This window comes from Streptomyces sp. NBC_01116, assembly GCF_041435495.1.
Classification (GTDB): Bacteria; Actinomycetota; Actinomycetes; order Streptomycetales; family Streptomycetaceae; genus Streptomyces.
The window spans coordinates 1,242,849-1,260,888 of the sequence record NZ_CP108644.1 but is presented as its reverse complement, the minus strand read 5'-3'; the positions used below and the strand labels follow the sequence as shown (position 1 = coordinate 1,260,888).

Here is an 18,040-nt window from a genome sequence, read left to right as displayed (position 1 = left end):
CGGACGATTCAGACATCGAGGTCGGCCCGGCCGGCTGCGTGGTTGACGCTGCGCGTTTTGTCACTAGGGTTTCGCAGTATTGTCGGCATCAATTCACCGGCTCATGCGCGCTCACGCGAACCCATGCGAACTCATGCGAAATGGCAGGCCATGGCCGAATCCACCAGTTTCGACAACCGCACGTCCGACACCGGCCCCGCGGCCCTGCGGCCCGGCCGCGTCCTGGCGGTGGCCTGTCTGGCGCACGGGATGATCGTCGTCGACACCAGCATCCTCCACGTCGCGATCCCGGCGATCCGCGACAGTCTCGACGCGAGCCTTCCGACGATGCAGGCCGTCGTCACCTCCTACGTGGTCGTCATCGCCGGCCTGATGCTGGCCGGCGCCGCCGCGGTGGGTCGCTACGGCGCGGTCCGGATGTTCCGGCTCGGGGTCGTGCTGTTCGGGGTGGCCTCCGTGCTGTGCGGCCTCGCCCCCAACGGCCCCGTGCTCGTCGCCGTACGGGCGGCCCAGGGACTGGGCGCGGTGCTCGTCATGCCCGCCACGCTGGTGATGCTCACCGACACCTACCGGGAGCCCGGCAAACGCGCCAAGGCCATCTCCATCTGGTCGATGGTCGCCGGGAGTCCGGTCGCCTTCGGTCCCACGCTCGGGGGCGCCCTGGTCGCGTCGGTGGGCTGGCGGAGCATCTTCTGGATCAACGTGCCCATCGTCCTGGTCGTCCTGTGGCTCTCGGCGCGGAACATGCCCCGGGTCGAACGGTCCACGTCCAGGGAACCGCAGGACGTGCCGGGCCAGTTGCTGTCCGTCGTCTTCCTCGGCGGTCTCGCGCTGGCGCTCGCCGAGGGCCAGGAGCTGGGATGGATACGGCCCCTGCCCGTGGTGGCGGCGGTGGCGGCCCTGGCCGCGTTCGCCGCGTTCGTGGTTCGCCAGCGCCGCTACGCGTATCCCATGATCCCGGCGGACCTGTTCCGGGCGCCCGGGTTCCGCGGCTACGTCGCGGTCGGCCTGCTGCTCTTCGTCGGCTACAACGGGCTGATGTTCACGCTCAGCGTGTTCCTCCAGCAGGTGCGGGGCTACGACCCGGTCACCGTCGGGCTGTTCTTCCTGTCGTCCGCCCTGCCGATCACCTTCATGCCGCTGGCCGCGGGACGCTTCGCCGCCAAGTACGGCGCCCGGGCCGTGCTGGGCGCCGGCGTCCTGCTGTCCCTGCTCGGCGCGGTGGTGCTGGCCGCCGTGGGCGCCACCCCGGTCGGCACCTGTGCCGGGCTGGCGTTGATCGGGTTCGGCTTCGGCCTGGTGACGGTGCCCCAGATCACCCTGACCCTGTCCGCCGCCCCCGAGCACCGGTCGGCCATCGCCTCCGGGCTGATGTCGGCGGGCCGTTCGACCGGATCCCTGATCGGGGTCGCGCTGCTCGCCGGCCTCCAGTCGGGAGGCGGCATCGCCGCGCCGGCGTTCGCCCTCGTCGCCGTCTACACCCTGATGGGCCTGGCAGCCCTCCTCGGCGGCCGGGCCAGGCCCGCCGACGCGACGCCCGGCTGAGGGCCGTCCCACCGGGCCGCACTCCGCCCCGCACGCGCGCTCGCAGCTGATCCCACTCCACACACACCGGAGCCCTCATGTCCGAGCATCAGGCAGGTCACGACGTCGCATCGAGGATCGCGGCCCTGTACGCGGATGATCCCGAGTTCGCCGGGGCGGTACCGTCCCCCGACGTCGCCGACGCGATGGGCCGCAAGGACGGCCTCATGGGGGTCATCGCGGCCGCCATGCACGGGTACGCCGACCGGACGGCCCTCGCCCGCAGGTCCGGCCGTGTCGTCCGCGACCCCGCCACCGGCCGGCACACCCGTGAACTCCTGCCTTCCTTCGACACGTTGACCTACGCCGAGCTGTGGCAACAGGTCGGCCGGCTGGCGGCCGGCTGGGCCGACGGCGCCGACGGTGTGCGCGCCGGGGACTTCGTCGCGACCCTGGGGTTCACCGGTGTCGACTACGCGGTCATCGACCTGGCCTGCATGTACCTGGGTGCGGTGTCGGTGCCGCTGCCCACCGGCTCGTCCGCCGCACGGCTGGCTCCGGTGGTCGCCGAGACGGGACCGAGGATCCTCGCGGCCGACGTCGCCTCGCTCGACGCCGCGGTCGGCGCCGTCCTCACGTCCGCCTCCATCGAGCGCCTGGTGGTCTTCGACTACGACCCCCGGGTGGACGACGACCGGGAGGCGATCGCGTCGGCCCGCGGCAGACTGAACGGGCGGGCCGAGGTGGTTCCGCTGGTGGACGAGGTGGACCGGGGCGCCCGGCTGCCCGCCGCGGAACCGTACGAGGACGGGGATCCGGACCGGCTGGTCGGGCTGATCTACACCTCCGGAAGCACGGGCACGCCCAAGGGCGCGATCTACACCGCCTCCATGATCACGAGGATGTGGCAGAACGCCCGCAGCGGGCTGAACGCCGGAGGCGGCAGCGGGACCCCGGTGTTCGTGCTGCACTACATGCCCATGAGCCACGTCAACGGCCGCGCCTGGCTGGTCAACGGCCTCGCCGCCGGCGGCACCGGCTATTACGCGGCCCGCGGCGACATGTCGACACTGTTCGACGACATCCGCCTGGCGCGTCCCACGGTGCTCAGCCTGGTGCCGAGGATCTGCGACATGGTGTACCAGCGGTACCTGCTGGAGGCCGACCGCGTCGGCCGCACCGGCACACCCCGCCCGCAGGCCGAGGCGACCGCGTCCGCCCGGGTCCGCGACGACATGCTCGGCGGCCGGATCGTCTTCGCCCTGTGCGGCAGCGCGCCCTTGTCGGAGGCGATGCACACCTTCACGGCCTCGCTCCTCGGCACGCCGATCATCGACTGCTACGGCTCGACGGAGACGACCCGGGCCATCGTCGTCGACCAGGTGGTCCGCTGCCCGCCGGTGACCGGCCACCGGCTGGCCGACGTTCCCGAACTCGGGTACTTCAGCACCGACAAGCCCTACCCCCGGGGCGAGTTGAGGGTGAAGTCGGTCGGGCTGTTCCCCGGGTACTACCAGCAGCCCGAGGTCACCGCCCGCGCCTTCGACGAGGACGGCTTCTACCGCACCGGCGACGTCTTCGCCGAGACCGCGCCGGGCCGGCTGGTCTACGTCGACCGGATGAACAACGTGGTGAAGCTGTCCCAGGGCGAGTTCATCGCCGTGTCCGGTCTGGAGGCGCTGTACACGACCAGCCCGCACATCGCGCAGATCTATGTGTACGGCAGCAGCGAGCAGGCGTTCCCGCTGGCGGTGGTGGTCCCCGACGCCGAGCGCCTGGGACGGGCCGACGACGACGCCGTACGGACCGCGGTCCTGGACTCCCTGCGGGAGCTCGCCCACGGTGCGGGCCTGCACGCGTACGAGATCCCGCACGACGTCGTCGTCGAGCGGCAGCCGTTCACGGTGGCGAACGGGCTGCTGTCGGGGGCCGGCAAGATTCTGCGGCCCGCCCTGAAGGAGCGCTACGCACCGCGCCTGGAGCGGCTGTACGCGGACATCGCGGCCGGCCGGGCGGGCCAGATCGCGGCACTGCGGGCCGCGGGCGGGAAGGTCACGCCGCTGGACGCGGTCCGCGCCGCCGCGCAGATCACCCTCGGCTGCCCCTCGTCGCTCGTCCGGGCGGAGGCCGCCTTCACGGATCTGGGCGGCGACTCCCTGTCGGCACACACCTTCTCGACCGTCCTCGAACAGATCCTCGACGAGGAGGTGCCCATCCAGGTCATCCTCCAGCCCTCCTCGACGCTGGCCCGCATAGCGGAGCGGCTCGGCCGCCCGGCGCGGGACGCCCGGGAGGCGCGCCCCACCTTCGCCTCGGTGCACGGAGGCGACGCGCACGAGGTGAGGGCCGCCGATCTGACTCTCGACCGCTTCCTCGACGGGCGGCTCCTGGCCACCGGGCGCGGCGCGCGGCCCGGTCCGGCCTCCGTCGGGAACGTCCTGGTCACCGGGGCGACCGGGTATCTCGGACGGTTCCTGGCGGTCGACTGGCTGCGGCGCGTCCGCGAGACGGGCGGCCGGCTGACCTGCCTGGCCCGGGCCACCGACGACGGGGCCGCACGGCAGCGTGTGCTCGCCTGCCTGCGCGCCGCGGTGGCCGACCCCGCCGACTGGTTCGACGCGGCCGCGGAGCGGCATCTGACGGTCCTGGCCGCCGATGTGTCGGCGCCACGGCTGGGCCTGGCGGAGACGGCCTGGGAGTCGCTCGCCGAACAGACCGACCAGATCGTGCACGCGGCGGCGCTGGTCAACCATGTCCTGCCGTACCGGAGCCTGTTCGCGCCGAACGTCGCCGCGACGGCGGAGCTGATCGGGCTGGCGCTCACCGGCCGGGCGAAGCGGTTCGCCTATGTGTCGACGGTGGCGGCCGCGATGCTGCCCGACGGCTCGTTCCTCGACGAGACGGCCGACATCCGCACGGTGTCCCCGGTACGGCCGCTGGACGACTCCGACGCGAACGGATACGCCACGAGCAAGTGGGCGGGCGAGGTCCTGCTGCGCGAGGCGCACGAGAGGGCGGGGCTGCCGGTCACGGTGTTCCGGCCGGACATGATCCTGGCCCACAGCAGCCTGCCCGGCGGGCTGAACCTGACCGACCGGTTCAGCCGGCTGCTCCTGAGTGTCCTCACGACCGGCATGGCGCCGCGCTCCTTCTACGGGATCGACCGGGACGGCAACCGTTCGCGGGCGCACTACAGCGGTCTGCCGGTCGACTTCACCGCCGCGGCGATCACCGCGCTCAGCGCCGGGAACGAGGACGGGTACGTCACCTACAACGCGGTCAACGCCCACGACGACGGGATCTCCTGGGACGAGTTCGTGGACTGGCTGATCGAGGCGGGCCACCCGATCGCCCGGTTCGACGACCACCGGCAGTGGCACATGCGCACCGAGGCGGCTCTGCGCGGTCTGCCCGACCACCAGCGCCGGCTGTCGCTGCTGCCGCTGATGCGGGCGTACGCCCGGCCGGGCGTACCGAGGGCGGGCTCCGCCGTGCCGGCCACCCGGTTCAGCACGGCGGTCGGCGCCCTCGGGGTGGGGGAGGGACGGGTGCCGTCGCTCTCGCCCCCGTACCTCGCCAAGTGCGTGGCCGACCTGCGGCTGCACGGCCTGCTCTGAGCGGTCTCCGCGCGCAGCGGCCTCCGGGTACGGACCCGGCCCCGTCCACGATCGCGGTGGACGGGGCCGGGAGGCGCGGCAGGGGGCGCTCAGCCGTTGGCGGGGGCGATCTCCTCGATGACGTGACGGGGACTCGCGAAGAACCCGGACTCGCGCGGGTAGTGGACCACGATCTCGGTGAACCCCAGCTCGGCGCACCGCCCCGCGACGTCCGCGAACGCCTGTGCGGACTCCGTCGTCGGCAGCAGGGAGAAACCGGTCAGCAGCGTACGGTCCAGGGACTTCGGGTCGCGGCCCTCCCGTTCGCACGCCTCGTCCAGCTGCTCCATACGCCGCGCGAGCACCGACCAGGTCCAGGACGCGGTCCGCTCCTGCCTGGGCACGTCCCCCTGGTCGGTGACGACCCATGAGGCGCCGTACCGCGCGACGGTGCGCATCCCCAGCGGACCGTTCGCCGCCAGCACGAACGGCACCCTCGGCCGCTGGACGCAGCCCGGCTCCAGCCCGGCGTCGACGGCCTCGTAGTAGCGGCCGAGGAAGGTCGTCCGCTTGCGGCCGTCGGGCGTTCCGGTCAGCAGCCGGTCCAGGAGTTCCACGGACTCGCGGAACCGGCCGCCGCGTTCGTGCACCGACCAGCCCTTGCCGTGCTCGCCCTGGCCGAGCACGAAGGCGTCGGCGTCCGGCGAGCCGGCGCCGAAGCCGAGGACGAAGCGGCCCTCACTGATGGCGTCCAGCGTGACGACGTCGTGGGCGAGGGGCACCGGGTGGCGGTAGTTCGGCGACGTCACCAGCGTGCCGATCCTGATCCGCGAGGTGACCCCGGCGGCGGCGGCCAGCGTGGGCATCGCCCCGTACCAGGCGCTGTCCGGCAGTCCGGCCCAGGTGATGTGGTCGTAGGTGTAGGCGGCGTGGAAGCCCAGCTCCTCGGCGTGCCGCCAGCTCGCGGCCGCCTCCCGGAACGGACGGTCGGGCAGGATACAGACGCTGATGCGCACGGGGGACTCCAGATTCGTTGCTGCTTCCCGGGGATCCCGACAGTACTGATCACGCGCCTCGGCGCGGAGTCAGGAGATCTCTAGACCACACCCTCGAATCCGGCCAATGCGGCACGTCCGACGGAAGACGGCCCGCGGGAGTCGCCTCGGGCGTCTCGGCCCATCCGCGGAGTCCGCGCTCACGACCCGCCCGGCAGCCCCCGGTCGTACCCCGGGTTGTCCGCATCGGTGAGCGGCGGTTCGGCCTTCATGTGGGCGGGAGCCAGGGCCCGGAGGGCGTGGTAGCCGACGAGGACGATCAGCGTGCCCAGCGCGATGCCGCTCAGCTCGAAGTTGTCGGTGAGCTTCAGGCTCACGTTGCCGATGCCCACGATGAGCCCCGCGGCCACGGGCACGAGGTGGAGCGGGTTGGACAGGTCGACGCGTGAGCGGACCCAGATCTGGGCGCCGAGCAGGCCGATCATGCCGTAGAGGATGACGGTGATCCCGCCGAGGACACCGCCGGGGATGGCGGCCACGACGGCGCCGAACTTGGGGCAGAGACCGAACAGGATCGCGAAGCCGGCGGCGCACCAGTAGGCGGCGGTCGAGTAGACGCGGGTGGCGGCCATGACGCCGATGTTCTCGGCGTACGTGGTCGTCGCGGGACCGCCGACCGACGTCGCCATCACGGTGGCAGCGCCGTCGGCCATGATCGCCGTGCCGAGCTTGTCGTCCAGCGGGTCGCCGGTCATCTCGCCCACGGCCTTGACGTGTCCGGCGTTCTCGGCGATGAGCGCGATGACGACGGGCAGGGCGACGAGCACCGCGGAGAGCGAGAAGCTCGGGGCGTGGAGGGTGGGAAGGCCGATCCAGTCGGCCTCGGCCACCCCCGAGAGGTCCAGGCGCCAGTGGTCGACCGGTTCGGTGCCTCCGGCGGGGGAGTGGATCTTGCCGAAGACGCGGTCGAAGACCCAGGAGACCAGGTAGCCGAAGGCGAGGCCGAGGAAGATCGCGATACGGGACCAGAAGCCTCGCAGCACGACGAGGCCGAAGCCCGTGAAGACCATGGTGAGCAGCGCGGTCCACTGGTCCTGCGGCCAGTAGGTGCCGGCCGTGACGGGAGCCAGGTTGAAGCCGATCAGCATGACCACCGCGCCGGTGACCACCGGCGGCAGGACGGCGTGGATGACACGGGCGCCGAGGGCGCGGATGGCCGCCCCGCACAGGAAGAGGACCGCGCCGACGACCAGCAGCGCGCCGGTGAGGGTCGCCGCGTCGCCGCCCTGGGTCTGGATGACCGCGGCCACGCCGATGAACGACAGGCTGCTGCCGAGATAGCTGGGAATGCGGCCACGGGTGATGAGCAGGAAGAGGATGGTGGCCGCACCGGAGGCCATGACGGCGAGGTTGGCGTCCAGGCCCATCAGGATCGGGGCGACGAAGCAGGCCCCGATCATCGAGACCACGTGCTGTGCCCCGAGACCGGCGGTGCGCCCCCAGGTGAGCCGTTCGTCCGGCCTCACGATCTCGCCCGGTGCGAGGTTCTTCCCGTCGCCGTGCAGTCTCCAGCGCACGCCGAGACTCATGGTTGCTCCCTGAAGGTCTGCTCGGTGTGCCGGCCGGTCTGCGACCCGGTGTTCGGTGTTCACCTGCGGAAAAGATCAGCGCCATGGTAGTGGTGCGCCGAGCGGCGGCCGCGCGGAGGTCTCCCGCCGCGCGCCGCCGCACCCGTGCGCGCCGCCGCCCCGTCCCGTCAGCTTCCGGTCGCGCTCTTGGCCGTCGTACCGCTCCCGGCCGCCGAGCCGGTGACCTTGCGGTCGGCCGACCGCAGCACGCCCGCGCCCAGCACCAGGCCGAAGGCCAGTGCGGTCACCACGCCGAACGACACCACCAGCGAGGTGGCCTCGGCCAGCGAGCCGATCGCGGAGGGGGCGATCAGGCTGGAGGTGTACGTGATGGTGGCGACGCCCGCGATGGCCTGACTCGGGTTCGGTCCGCTGCGCCCGGCCGCCGCGAAGGCCAGCGGGACCACGACCGCCACACCGAGGCCCAGCAGTGCGAAGCCGCACATCGCGGCCGCGGGGGAGGGCGAGAACACGACCAGCAGCCCGCCCGCGGTGGCCATGAGGCCGCCGGTGCGCACCGTGCGGACCGCGCCGAAGCGGTCGACGATGCGGTCCCCGGCGATCCGGGCCAGGGCCATCGTCAGGGTGAACGCCGTGGTGGACGCCGCGGCGAGACCGTCCGAGCTGTCCAGGACGTCCCGCAGGTAGACCGCCGACCAGTCCAGGCTCGCGCCCTCCGCGAACACCGCGCAGAACCCGATCGCCCCGATGATCAGGGCCGACTTCGGCGGCAGCGTGAAGCGCGGCGGCGGTTCCTCGTCCGGGCGGCTCTGGAGATCGAGGACGCCCCGGCAGGCGATCAGGCCCAGGGTCGTCAGCACCAGGGCGGCGACGGCGTGGTGGAGCCGGGCGTCGGTCGCGGTGTGCGCGGCGACGGTGCCCGCCGCCGAACCGATCAGCGCGCCCACGCTCCACATGCCGTGCAGGCCCGACATGATCGACTTGTCGAGACGGTTCTCCACCTCGATGCCCAGCGCGTTCATCGCCACGTCGGACATCCCGGCCGTCGCCCCGTAGACGAACAGCGCCGCGCACAGCGCGACCAGGCTCGGCGCGAGCGCGGGCAGGATCAGCGCCAGCGTCCACAGTGCCAGCAGCGTCCGCAGGGCGGTCCGCGCGCCGAACCGGTGGCTGATCCGGCCGGCGAGCGGCATCGCGATCGACGCGCCGATCGCCGGGAAGGCCAGCGCCAGACCGAGCTGGCCCGCGCTCACCCCGGCGTGGTCCTGGATCCACGGCACCCGGGTCGCGAAGCTGCCGGTCACCGCCCCGTGGACGGTGAAGACCGCGGCGATGGCGATCCGCGCCCGCTTCACCTGCTCCGTGCTGTAGACCGTGACGGTCGGGTCGTCTCTCATGCCGTCGTGTCCCTCCCCTGGGAATGCTCGGACGCCGGTGGTCCCGGCGCTCCCGTGCGACGATGCGGGCCGTAAACTATCAGGAACCCTGCCTGATAAATAGTCGTTACTTCGCCGCCCCGGGAAGCGGCGGGGCGGCGATCTGGAAGGATCCCGGTATGCCCGCATCTCCGAGCACGGCTCGGGCCATCAACGACCGGCTCGCCCTGCGGCTGCTCCAGCAGGACGGCCCGCTGACGGCCACCCAGCTCAAGACGTCGACCGGACTCTCCCGCCCGACCGTCGCCGACCTCGTCGAACGGCTCCAGGGGGCCGGGCTGATCCAGGTCGTGGGCGAGTCCGGGGCCGTCCGCCGCGGACCCAACGCCCGGCTGTACGGGATCGTCGCGGACCGGGCCCATCTCGCGGCGCTCGACGTGCGTCTGGGAAGCGTCAGCGTGGTCGTCACCGACCTGGTGGGGGCCACGCTCGCCGAGGGCTCCCTGCCCATCGGCAGCGACACCGGCACCGAGCCCGCGGTCGGGCTGGCCGTCGCGCTGCTGGAGCGCACCGCCCGCGCGGCCGGGTCCGTCCCCCTGCACAGCGTCGGGGTCGGAGCGCCGGGGCTGATCGACCCCGGCACCGGCGAACTGCGCGACAGCACCGGCCTGCCCGCCTGGCACCGGGGCCTGGTCCGGGAGCTCCAGCGGCGGCTGCCCGCCACGGTCCTGGTGGAGAACGAGACCAACCTCGCGGCCGTCGCGGAACACCGGGCGGGCGCGGCCCGCGACCGGGAGACCTTCGTCCTGCTCTGGCTGGGCCAGGGGGTCGGGGCCGCCGTCATGCTGGACGGCAAGCTGCGTCAGGGGGCGTCCGGCGGTGCGGGGGAGATCGGGTTCCTCCCCGTCCCGGGAGTCGGCGGGCTGCCCTCGGCGGTCAACTGCGAGGGCGGCTTCCACTCGCTGACCGGCTCCGCCGCCCTCTGCGAACTCGCCGCCGCGCACGGCCTCGTGGACCCCGTCGCGGTGACCGACGGCCGGGAGGAGGCGGCGGCCGTGGACGCGGTGCGGGCCGCCCTGGAGGCGGGGGCGGCGGGCGAGCCCTTCCTGAAGGAGCTGGCGGACCGCCTCGCGCTGGGCGCCGCCGCCGTGGTCTCGGTGCTCGACCCCGGCTGCGTCCTGCTCGCGGGGGCGGTCGGTCACGCGGGCGGCGCCGCGCTCGCCGCCCGGGTCGAGGAGCGGCTCGCCGCGATGTCACCCCTGCGGACCGAGGTCCGGGCCGGTTCGCTGGGCGACGGGGCCGTGCTGCGCGGTGCGCTGCTCACCGCCCGGGACGCGGCGCAGGACGCGCTGTTCGCGCCGGAGGGCTGAACCGGCCGGAGTTCCACGTCCGCCTTCCCCGGCCGGAGCCGCGCGTACGCGGCCGGGGAAGGCGGTCCGGTTCAGGCCGGGTGGCGGTGACGGCGGTCGAGGAACTCCTCGAACGTCACGCTGCCCGTGGCGTGTTCGGGCGCCAGGTGGTCGCCGCGCCGGTAGCCGGCGTACGCCTTGCCGGCCAGCCGGACCGGCACCACCCGCCGCTTGCGTCCGGTGGCCCGCAGGAACGCCCCCGCCAGGTCCGTGAACCCGCGGACCTCCGGGCCGCCCAGGTCGGGAACCCGGCCCGCCGGTCCGCCCAGCGCCAGGTCCGCCAGCCGGTCGGCGACCTCGCCGCTGTCGACCGGCTGGACCTGGACACCGGAGGGCGCCGGCAGCACGGGCAGCTTCGCCGCGCCGGCCAGGACGCGCAGGACCAGGTCGTGGAACTGCGTGGTCCGCAGGATCGTCCAGCCGAGCCCGGAGTCCTCGATCATCCGCTCGACCCGGTGCTTGATCGTGTAGTAGCCCAGCGGCAGCCGGTCCACGCCGACGATCGAGATGTAGAGGAGATGCGGCGTCCCGGCCCGCCTCGCCGCGTCGATGAGATACCCCGCCGCCAGGTCGTCGCCACCGCGCGGGGCCGAGGCGCAGTGGACGATCGCGTCCGCTCCCTCGACCGCCGCGTCCAGGCCCTTGCCGTCGCGCAGATCGACGGCGTACGAGGGGGATCGGCGGCTGAGACCGCGGACGTCGGCGCCTTCGGTGCGCAGCTGCTCCGCGACCTGCCGGCCCAGGGTTCCGGTGGCGCCGGTGACCAGAATCGTCGTCATGGGGCCAGCCTGCCAGAACGGGGTCCGGCCCGCCGGAAGGCACCCGGCCCCGGCAACGCCCCCGGCCCCGGCGGTGGACGCCGGGGCCGGGGACGACAGGGCTGGTCGCCCGGTGGTGGACGGAGGGGTGGAGCCGCTCACCACCGGGCGGTCGCAGGAGGGTTCAGCAGGCGCCGAGGTCCTTCCAGGCGCCCCACTGGCCGGCGGATCCGGGCGTCTCGCCCTTCGTCCACCACGAGGCCTTCCACTGGTGGCCGCCGTGGCTGACGGTGGAGCCGCCGCCGTACTCGGTGGCCGCGTTCCAGGCCGGGGCCGCGCAGCTGCCGCCCGGCTGCGTCGGGGTCGGCGTCGGCGTCGGGCCGGTCGGGGTCGGCGTCGGGGTCGGCGTGGGGTTGGTCCCGGTGCCGGGCTCGACGGCGGTGGTGCCGCGCGCCAGGTCACCGGCGAGCGAGTAGGACTTCCCGCCGAAGGTCACGGTCCAGTTGGACGGGGTGGAGGTCGGCAGGTAGTAGACGAAGTCCAGCTCCACCGAGGCGCCGGGGGCCAGCGTCTGCCAGGCCGGGAGCTTCAGGGAGACCCGGTTGTAGGGGCCCTTGAGCCCGCCGATGTTGTTGGCGGCCGTGTGGTCGCTGCGGATGATCGACGTACCGAAGCCGGACTGGTCCTTGGCGTTGGCCGGGGCGGAGGTGGAGTAGTCGAACTGGAACTCCGTGCCGCCGGGCAGCGTGGCCTGGGTCCGGTTGGTGATCTTCAGCTTCGGGCTGATCGGGTAGTTGGAGTCACCGAGCGCGAACTGGTTGAAGGAGACGTCGATGTTGACGGCCTCGGTGGGCAGGGTGACCGTGGAGCGCTTCGCGCCGTACGGGGCCGCCGACTTGAAGGCGTCGTACATCGCGGTGGTCAGCGTCTCGCCGCTCTCGTACTGGCCCTTCGCCGCGTTCCACTGGTAGTCGCCCGCCAGCTCCCAGATCATCGTCCCGCCGATGCCCTTGTCCACGACGTAGTCGGCCTTGGCCTTCACCGACTGCTCGTCCTCGGTGGAGAGGAACACCTTCTTCTGGGCGTTCCACAGCCACGGGGCGACCAGCGTGGAGTCGTACTTGCGGACGTAGGTGCCGGTCAGCTGGGTGTTCGCGGGGAAGCCGTAGTCGGCGAGGTAGTCGCCGGCGATGCCCTTCTCCAGGTTCTTCGCGTGCCACATCGGGTTGGAACCGGCCGGCGATTCCTTGCCGTTGTCGTCCTTGTCGTGCCACAGGTTGTCGATGCCGACGGCGCCGTCACCGCACTTGGTCAGACCCGCGCCCGCCGGGCAGGTGGTCGTGGCCGCCTTGCCCCACAGGCCGTCGGTGCCGCCCTGCACGTTCTTGAAGCCGCGGGTGTAGTACGGCAGGCCGATGTTGATGCGGCCGGCCGGCATCGAGCCGCGGAAGTAGTGGTAGGCCCAGTCGGTGTTGAGGTAGCCGACCCCGCCGTACTGCGAGGTGGTGTAGACACCGGCCTGCGCCAGCTCGTTGTCCTTGCCGTCGTCGAACAGCTGGGCGTTCGGGCCGACGTACTCGTTCCAGGCGCCGTGCAGGTCGTAGGACATGATGTTGACGTAGTCCAGGTACTTCTGCATCTGGTACGTCTCCATGCCCCGCAGCAGGTAGCCGGAGGACGGGGCGGCGACGGTCAGGAGGTAGTGCTTGCCGTCGGCGGCGCCCGCGCGGTCCAGCTTCTCGCGCAGGGTCTTCATCAGGGCGTCGTAGCCCTTCACCAGGCCCGCGCGGCGGCCGTTGGCCAGCGTGTGGTCCATGGGGTTGCCCGCGTCCTTCATGGACGTCGCGTACTCGTAGTCGATGTCGACGCCGTTGAAGCCGTACTTCTTGATGAAGGTGACGGCCGAGTCGGCGAACGTGTTGATGCCGGTCTGGTTGACCGAGCCGTCGGCGTTGGTCGCCATCGAGTAGAAGCCGCCGGAGTTGACGCGCTTGCCGTCCGGGCCGAAGTAGCCGCCGGTCTCGGCCCAGCCGCCCACGGAGACCAGGGTCTTCACGTCGGGGTGCTGCTTCTTGTACTTGGTCAGCAGGTTGAAGTGACCCTTGTACGGGAGCGTCGGGTCCATCTCGGCGCCCGCGACACCGGGCCAGGTCATCCCGGTGGAGGCGTTGTCGGCGCTGTCGGGGCCGACCGAGAGCTTGTTGGAGCTGTCGACGTGCGCGAAGGCGTAGTTGAGGTGCGTGACCTTGTCCCAGGGGATGTCGGGGACCAGGTAGGCGTCCTTGCCGTCCTTGCCGGTACGCCAGTTGGTGAAGTAGCCGATGACGCGGCGCTTGTGGTCGGCGCCCATCTTCTCGCGTCCCTCACCGTCGTAGACGGTGCAGTACGGGGTGTCGACGCCGGAGGTCTTGTACAGCCCGTCGGGGCGACAGGACTCGTGGTCGGTGGCGGCGGCCGACGGGGTGGCGGCGAGGGAGGTCATCAGCAGACCGGCGACAGCGGCGCCGGCGGCGAGGAGCGTGGCTCTCGCTCGGGTGGGGGACAGCATGTGGACGTTCCTCCTGGGGAGGTCGGCAGAACACAACTGGCAAAGGGGGGTGGGTCGTGTCGGGGTCCTGGTGTGCGCACACCGCCGGACCGAACCTCGGAGGTGACGCAGAGATTAAGAGGACTAGACCAGTGCGTCAATAGGTCTGGACCTTTAGCCGTCAACTTTCCCGATGACTACGTTGTCGACTTCTCGCCGACGGAAACGCGCCAGGTTTCCTGTGACCCAGCCCACAGTGCTCACCCGCATGGCCGTGAGGCGTCCGTGGCAGACTGGTTCCGTACCAGTAGCAGCGCACTCCGGGGTCGGTGCAATTCCGAACCGGCGGTTATAGTCCGCGACCCGTCCGCAGCCAGCGGCCGGTTGACCAGGTGAGATTCCTGGACCGACGGTGAAAGTCCGGATGGGAGGCAGTGCGCGGCGGGTCGTCATCGGTACGCCGCCGTCGGCGGACGCATGGCCGGGATTCTCCCGTGACGCCGTGCGTTCCTGGCGTTCCCGTTCGCGGGTTTTCGGCGTTTCCGCTGGTGAGCCGCTCTATCTGTCGTCATCGACAGGCCCCGGAGTCCGTGCCCGAAGAGGCAGGAGGACCCGGTGGACACCGCAGCCGACATCACCGCCATGCGCCGAGCGATCACACTCGCGGCGCGCGGTCTCGGCTCCACCAGCCCCAATCCGGTCGTCGGATGCGTGATCACCGACGCCGCCGGAGCCGTCGTCGGCGAAGGCTTCCACCAGCGCGCCGGAGGGCCGCACGCCGAGGTCCACGCCCTGCGCGCGGCCGGCGGACGGGCCCGCGGCGGCACCGCCTACGTCACCCTCGAACCCTGTGACCACACCGGCCGCACCGGCCCCTGTTCCCAGGCCCTCCTGGCCGCCGGGATCAGCCGCGTCGTGTACGCCGTCGCCGACCCGAACCCTGGGGCCGCGGGCGGCGGCGACACCCTGCGCCACGCCGGGGTCCGGGCCGAGCAGGGCCTCCTCGCGGAGGAGGCCGAGGCGGGCAACGCCGCCTGGCTGACCTCGGTGCGCCTCGGGCGGCCGTACGTCCTGTGGAAGTACGCCGCCACCCTCGACGGCCGGATCGCCGCAGCCGACGCCACCAGCCGCTGGATCACCTCGCCCGAGGCCCGCGCCGACGTCCACCGGCTGCGCGCCGAGGCCGACGCCGTGCTCGTCGGCTCCGGCACCGCCCGCACCGACGACCCCCAGCTCGCGGTACGCGGCATCGACGGCGTCACCCAGCCGCTGCGGGTCGTCGTCGACACGAACGCCACCGCGGTGAAGCCCGGCGCCCGGGTCCTGGACGACACCGCGCCCACCCTCGTCGCCGTCGCCGACGACGCCCCGGCCGGCCACCTTCCCGGGGCCGCCGTCCTGCGCCTGCCCCGTGCCGCCGCCGGACCCGGCCTCGACCTCGACGCCCTCCTCGGGGCCCTGCACGGGCGCGGCGTCCTCTCCGTACTCCTCGAAGGCGGCCCCACCCTCGCCGGCGCGTTCGTCGCCGCGGGAAAGGTCGACAAGGTCGTCGGCTATCTCGCCCCGGTCCTGCTCGGCGCGGGCCCCGCCGCCCTCGCCGACGCCGGAATCTCCACGATCGCCGAGGCGTTGCGCCTCGATGTGACCGAGACCGTGCCGATCGGCCCCGATCTGCGTATCACCGCCGTCCCCGCCCCTGCTCGGAAGGGAAACTGAGTGTTCACCGGAATTGTCGAAGAACTGGGTGAGATCACCGCCGTCGAGCAGCTGGCCGACGCCTCCCGCTTCCGGCTGCGCGGCCCCGTCGTCACCGAGGGCGCCAAGCACGGCGACTCGATCGCGGTGAACGGCGTCTGCCTCACCGTCGTGGACACCTCCGACGGCGAGTTCACCGCCGACGTGATGGCGGAGACGCTGAAGCGCTCCAGCCTCGGCGCGCTCACCACCGGCTCCCGGGTCAACCTGGAGCGCCCGATGGCGCTCGGCGGCCGGCTCGGCGGACACATCGTCCAGGGCCATGTGGACGGCACCGGCACCATCGTCGAGCGCACCCCCTCCGAGCACTGGGAGCTCGTCAAGGTCTCCCTGCCGCCCGAGCTGACCCGGTACGTCGTGGAGAAGGGCTCCATCACCGTCGACGGCGTGAGCCTCACCGTCGTCGACGCGGCGGCCGACCACTTCACCATCAGCCTCATCCCCACCACCCTCGCCCTGACCACGCTCGGCCGCAAACAGCCCGGCGACCCGGTCAACCTGGAGGTGGACGTCCTCGCCAAGTACGTCGAGCGGCTGCTCGGCGACCGGGCCGGACAGGACCCGCGATGAACCTCGCGAACTGGCTCAACTCCGAGGCCTTCACCGTGTTCGGCCAGCACATCAAGTGGTCGGACATGATCGGCAACACCGTCGGCCTGATCGCCCTGGCCCTCGGCTGGCGGCGCTCGATCTGGACCTGGCCCGCCCAGCTCCTCTCCGGCGTGATCCTGCTCGTCGCCTTCGCCTCCGCGCACCTCTCCGGCAGCGCGGGCAAGCAGCTGGTCGTGATCGTCGTCGCCCTGTGGGGCTGGTGGTCCTGGAACCGCGGCAAGCAGCAGGCCCAGGACGGCTCCATAGCCGTCCGCTTCGCCACCTGGCGCGAGCGCGGCGTGCTGATCGGCGCCGCCGCTCTCGGCACGCTCGCCGTCGGCGGCCTGTTCACCGCCTTCCCGTCGCTGTCCTGGGACCCGTGGCCGGACGCGTACATCTTCGTCGGCACCGTCGTCGCGATGTACGCCCAGGCCCGCGGCATGGTCGAGTTCTGGTTCGCCTGGCTCCTCGTCGACCTGGTCGGCGTCCCGCTGAACTTCGCCAACGGATTCGCCTTCTCCGGCTTCGTCTACGTCATCTACGGCGCCCTCGTCCTGTGGGGGATGCGCGACTGGTGGCTGCGCACGCGGACACCCGCTCTGGAAGGAGCCACGGCATGACTGCCCAGCCCACCTGGCTGCACCCCGACCACGAACCGCTCCCCGAGAACCTCTCCCTGGACCCGGTCGAGCAGGCCGTCCGGGACATCGCCGCCGGCCGGCCCGTCGTCGTCGTGGACGACGAGGACCGCGAGAACGAGGGCGACCTCGTCATCGCCGCCGAGAAGGCCACCCCGGAGATCGTCGCCTTCATGATGAGCGAGTGCCGCGGCCTGATCTGCGCGCCCATGGAGAGCGACGAGCTGGAACGCCTCGACCTCCCGCAGATGGTCGAGCACAACACCGAGTCGATGCGGACCGCGTTCACCGTCTCCGTCGACGCCTCCGCGGAGCACGGCGTCACCACCGGCATCTCCGCCGCCGACCGCGCCACCACCCTGCGCATGCTCGCGGGCGGCGTCGCCGGCCCCGGCGACTTCGTCCGGCCCGGCCACATCTTCCCGCTGCGCGCCCGCTCCGGCGGCGTCCTCGTCCGCAACGGCCACACCGAGGCCGCCGTCGACCTCGCCCGGCTCGCCGGCCTCCGCCCCGCCGGGGCCATCGTCGAGATCGCGGGCGAGGACGGCGTCATGCTCCGGCTGCCCGAGCTGATCCCCTTCGCCCGCAAGCACGGCCTGACGATCATCTCCATCGAGGACCTGATCGCCTACCGCCGCAGCAGCGAGCCGACCGTCCGCCGCGAGGCCGAGACCCGGCTGCCCACCGCGTTCGGCGACTTCACCGCGTACGGCTACCGCTCCAGCGTCGACGGCGTCGAACACGTCGCCCTGGTCCACGGCGACCTCGGCGACGGGGAGGACGTCCTCGTCCGGATCCACTCCGAGTGCCTGACCGGCGACATCTTCCAGTCCCAGCGCTGCGACTGCGGCCCCCAGCTGCACGCCTCCATGCGGCGCATCACCGAGCGGGGCCGGGGCGTCGTCGTCTACCTGCGCGGCCACGAGGGACGCGGCATCGGCCTGCTCTCCAAGCTGCGCGCGTACGAACTCCAGGAACGCGGCGTGGACACCCTCGACGCCAACCTGGAGCTCGGCCTGCCCGCCGACGCCCGCGACTACGCGGCGGGCGCCCAGATCCTCGCGGACCTCGGCGTGCGCAGCCTGCGGCTGATGACCAACAACCCCGACAAAACCGCCGCCGTCGTCCGCCACGGCCTCGCCGTCACCGGCCGGGAACCCATGCCCGTCCAGGCCGGCGAGCACAACCTGCGCTATCTGCGTACCAAGCGCGACCGCATGGGCCACGACCTGCCCTGGCTGGACGGCGCCCCCGCGTCGACCTGCGCCAACCAGTAACGCGA

12 protein-coding genes and 1 riboswitch are annotated in these 18,040 nt (G+C 72.4%); of the genes, 7 read left to right on the top strand and 5 right to left on the bottom strand.

The window, feature by feature from the left end:
• Nucleotides 1-150: 150 nt before the first annotated feature.
• The gene (locus tag OG245_RS05280; protein ID WP_371622386.1) at nucleotides 151-1,545 is read left to right on the top strand and encodes an MFS transporter; all 1,395 of its coding nucleotides are present in this window, start codon (nucleotides 151-153) and stop codon (nucleotides 1,543-1,545) included.
• A gap of 77 nt (nucleotides 1,546-1,622) precedes the next feature.
• On the top strand, nucleotides 1,623-5,141 hold the full coding sequence (car, locus tag OG245_RS05275) for a carboxylic acid reductase (protein ID WP_371622385.1): 3,519 nt from the start codon (nucleotides 1,623-1,625) through the stop codon (nucleotides 5,139-5,141).
• A gap of 89 nt (nucleotides 5,142-5,230) precedes the next feature.
• On the opposite strand, the gene OG245_RS05270 is transcribed toward car, so the two are convergent.
• The 3 genes from OG245_RS05270 to OG245_RS05260 form a co-directional block, all read right to left on the bottom strand.
• The gene (locus OG245_RS05270; RefSeq protein ID WP_371622384.1) at nucleotides 5,231-6,136 is read right to left on the bottom strand and encodes an LLM class flavin-dependent oxidoreductase; all 906 of its coding nucleotides are present in this window, start codon (nucleotides 6,134-6,136) and stop codon (nucleotides 5,231-5,233) included.
• A gap of 179 nt (nucleotides 6,137-6,315) precedes the next feature.
• The gene (locus tag OG245_RS05265; RefSeq protein WP_371622383.1) at nucleotides 6,316-7,704 is read right to left on the bottom strand and encodes a uracil-xanthine permease family protein; all 1,389 of its coding nucleotides are present in this window, start codon (nucleotides 7,702-7,704) and stop codon (nucleotides 6,316-6,318) included.
• Nucleotides 7,705-7,871: 167 nt separating this feature from the next.
• Nucleotides 7,872-9,101: an MFS transporter gene (locus OG245_RS05260; protein ID WP_371622382.1), complete on the bottom strand. Its 1,230-nt coding sequence runs from the start codon at nucleotides 9,099-9,101 to the stop codon at nucleotides 7,872-7,874.
• Nucleotides 9,102-9,259: 158 nt separating this feature from the next.
• On the opposite strand from OG245_RS05260, the gene OG245_RS05255 reads away from it, so the two are divergent.
• Nucleotides 9,260-10,450, top strand: a complete 1,191-nt coding sequence (locus OG245_RS05255) for an ROK family transcriptional regulator (RefSeq protein ID WP_371622381.1) — start codon at nucleotides 9,260-9,262, stop codon at nucleotides 10,448-10,450.
• Between the two features lie 71 nt (nucleotides 10,451-10,521).
• On the opposite strand, the gene OG245_RS05250 is transcribed toward OG245_RS05255, so the two are convergent.
• Together OG245_RS05250 and OG245_RS05245 are read right to left on the bottom strand one after the other, a co-directional pair.
• Nucleotides 10,522-11,268, bottom strand: coding sequence for an SDR family oxidoreductase (locus OG245_RS05250; protein WP_371622380.1), 747 nt, complete (start codon nucleotides 11,266-11,268; stop codon nucleotides 10,522-10,524).
• Between the two features lie 163 nt (nucleotides 11,269-11,431).
• Complete coding sequence (locus OG245_RS05245) at nucleotides 11,432-13,795, bottom strand: chitinase C-terminal domain-containing protein (protein WP_371622379.1); 2,364 nt, start codon at nucleotides 13,793-13,795, stop codon at nucleotides 11,432-11,434.
• Nucleotides 13,796-14,085: 290 nt separating this feature from the next.
• Nucleotides 14,086-14,216, top strand: a riboswitch (FMN riboswitch).
• A 173-nt stretch (nucleotides 14,217-14,389) separates the two neighbouring features.
• On the opposite strand from OG245_RS05245, the gene ribD reads away from it, so the two are divergent.
• The 4 genes from ribD to OG245_RS05225 are packed head-to-tail and all read left to right on the top strand — an operon-like array spanning nucleotide 14,390 to nucleotide 18,035.
• Nucleotides 14,390-15,490 carry a bifunctional diaminohydroxyphosphoribosylaminopyrimidine deaminase/5-amino-6-(5-phosphoribosylamino)uracil reductase RibD gene (gene ribD / locus OG245_RS05240; protein WP_371622378.1) on the top strand — a complete coding sequence of 367 codons (1,101 nt, stop codon included), beginning with the start codon at nucleotides 14,390-14,392 and terminating at the stop codon, nucleotides 15,488-15,490.
• Nucleotides 15,491-16,099: a riboflavin synthase gene (locus OG245_RS05235; RefSeq protein WP_371622377.1), complete on the top strand. Its 609-nt coding sequence runs from the start codon at nucleotides 15,491-15,493 to the stop codon at nucleotides 16,097-16,099. It abuts the gene before it with no gap.
• On the top strand, nucleotides 16,096-16,740 hold the full coding sequence (locus OG245_RS05230) for a nicotinamide riboside transporter PnuC (RefSeq protein WP_371622376.1): 645 nt from the start codon (nucleotides 16,096-16,098) through the stop codon (nucleotides 16,738-16,740). The genes OG245_RS05235 and OG245_RS05230 overlap by 4 nt, the downstream gene beginning before the upstream one ends.
• Entirely contained in the window at nucleotides 16,737-18,035 is a 1,299-nt protein-coding gene (locus tag OG245_RS05225) for a bifunctional 3,4-dihydroxy-2-butanone-4-phosphate synthase/GTP cyclohydrolase II (protein WP_371622375.1), read from the top strand. Before OG245_RS05230 ends, OG245_RS05225 begins: the two co-directional genes overlap by 4 nt.
• Nucleotides 18,036-18,040: the final 5 nt, after the last annotated feature.

Excerpts from the sequence above, each read along its gene's own strand:
- OG245_RS05230 (WP_371622376.1), top strand. The coding sequence starts at position 16,096 with ATGAACCTCGCGAACTGGCTCAACTCCGAGGCCTTCACCGTGTTCGGC.
- OG245_RS05245 (WP_371622379.1), bottom strand. The coding sequence starts at position 13,795 with ATGCTGTCCCCCACCCGAGCGAGAGCCACGCTCCTCGCCGCCGGCGCC.
- OG245_RS05225 (WP_371622375.1), top strand. The coding sequence starts at position 16,737 with ATGACTGCCCAGCCCACCTGGCTGCACCCCGACCACGAACCGCTCCCC.
- OG245_RS05255 (WP_371622381.1), top strand. The coding sequence starts at position 9,260 with ATGCCCGCATCTCCGAGCACGGCTCGGGCCATCAACGACCGGCTCGCC.
- OG245_RS05250 (WP_371622380.1), bottom strand. The coding sequence starts at position 11,268 with ATGACGACGATTCTGGTCACCGGCGCCACCGGAACCCTGGGCCGGCAG.
- OG245_RS05265 (WP_371622383.1), bottom strand. The coding sequence starts at position 7,704 with ATGAGTCTCGGCGTGCGCTGGAGACTGCACGGCGACGGGAAGAACCTC.
- OG245_RS05260 (WP_371622382.1), bottom strand. The coding sequence starts at position 9,101 with ATGAGAGACGACCCGACCGTCACGGTCTACAGCACGGAGCAGGTGAAG.
- OG245_RS05280 (WP_371622386.1), top strand. The coding sequence starts at position 151 with ATGGCCGAATCCACCAGTTTCGACAACCGCACGTCCGACACCGGCCCC.
- car (WP_371622385.1), top strand. The coding sequence starts at position 1,623 with ATGTCCGAGCATCAGGCAGGTCACGACGTCGCATCGAGGATCGCGGCC.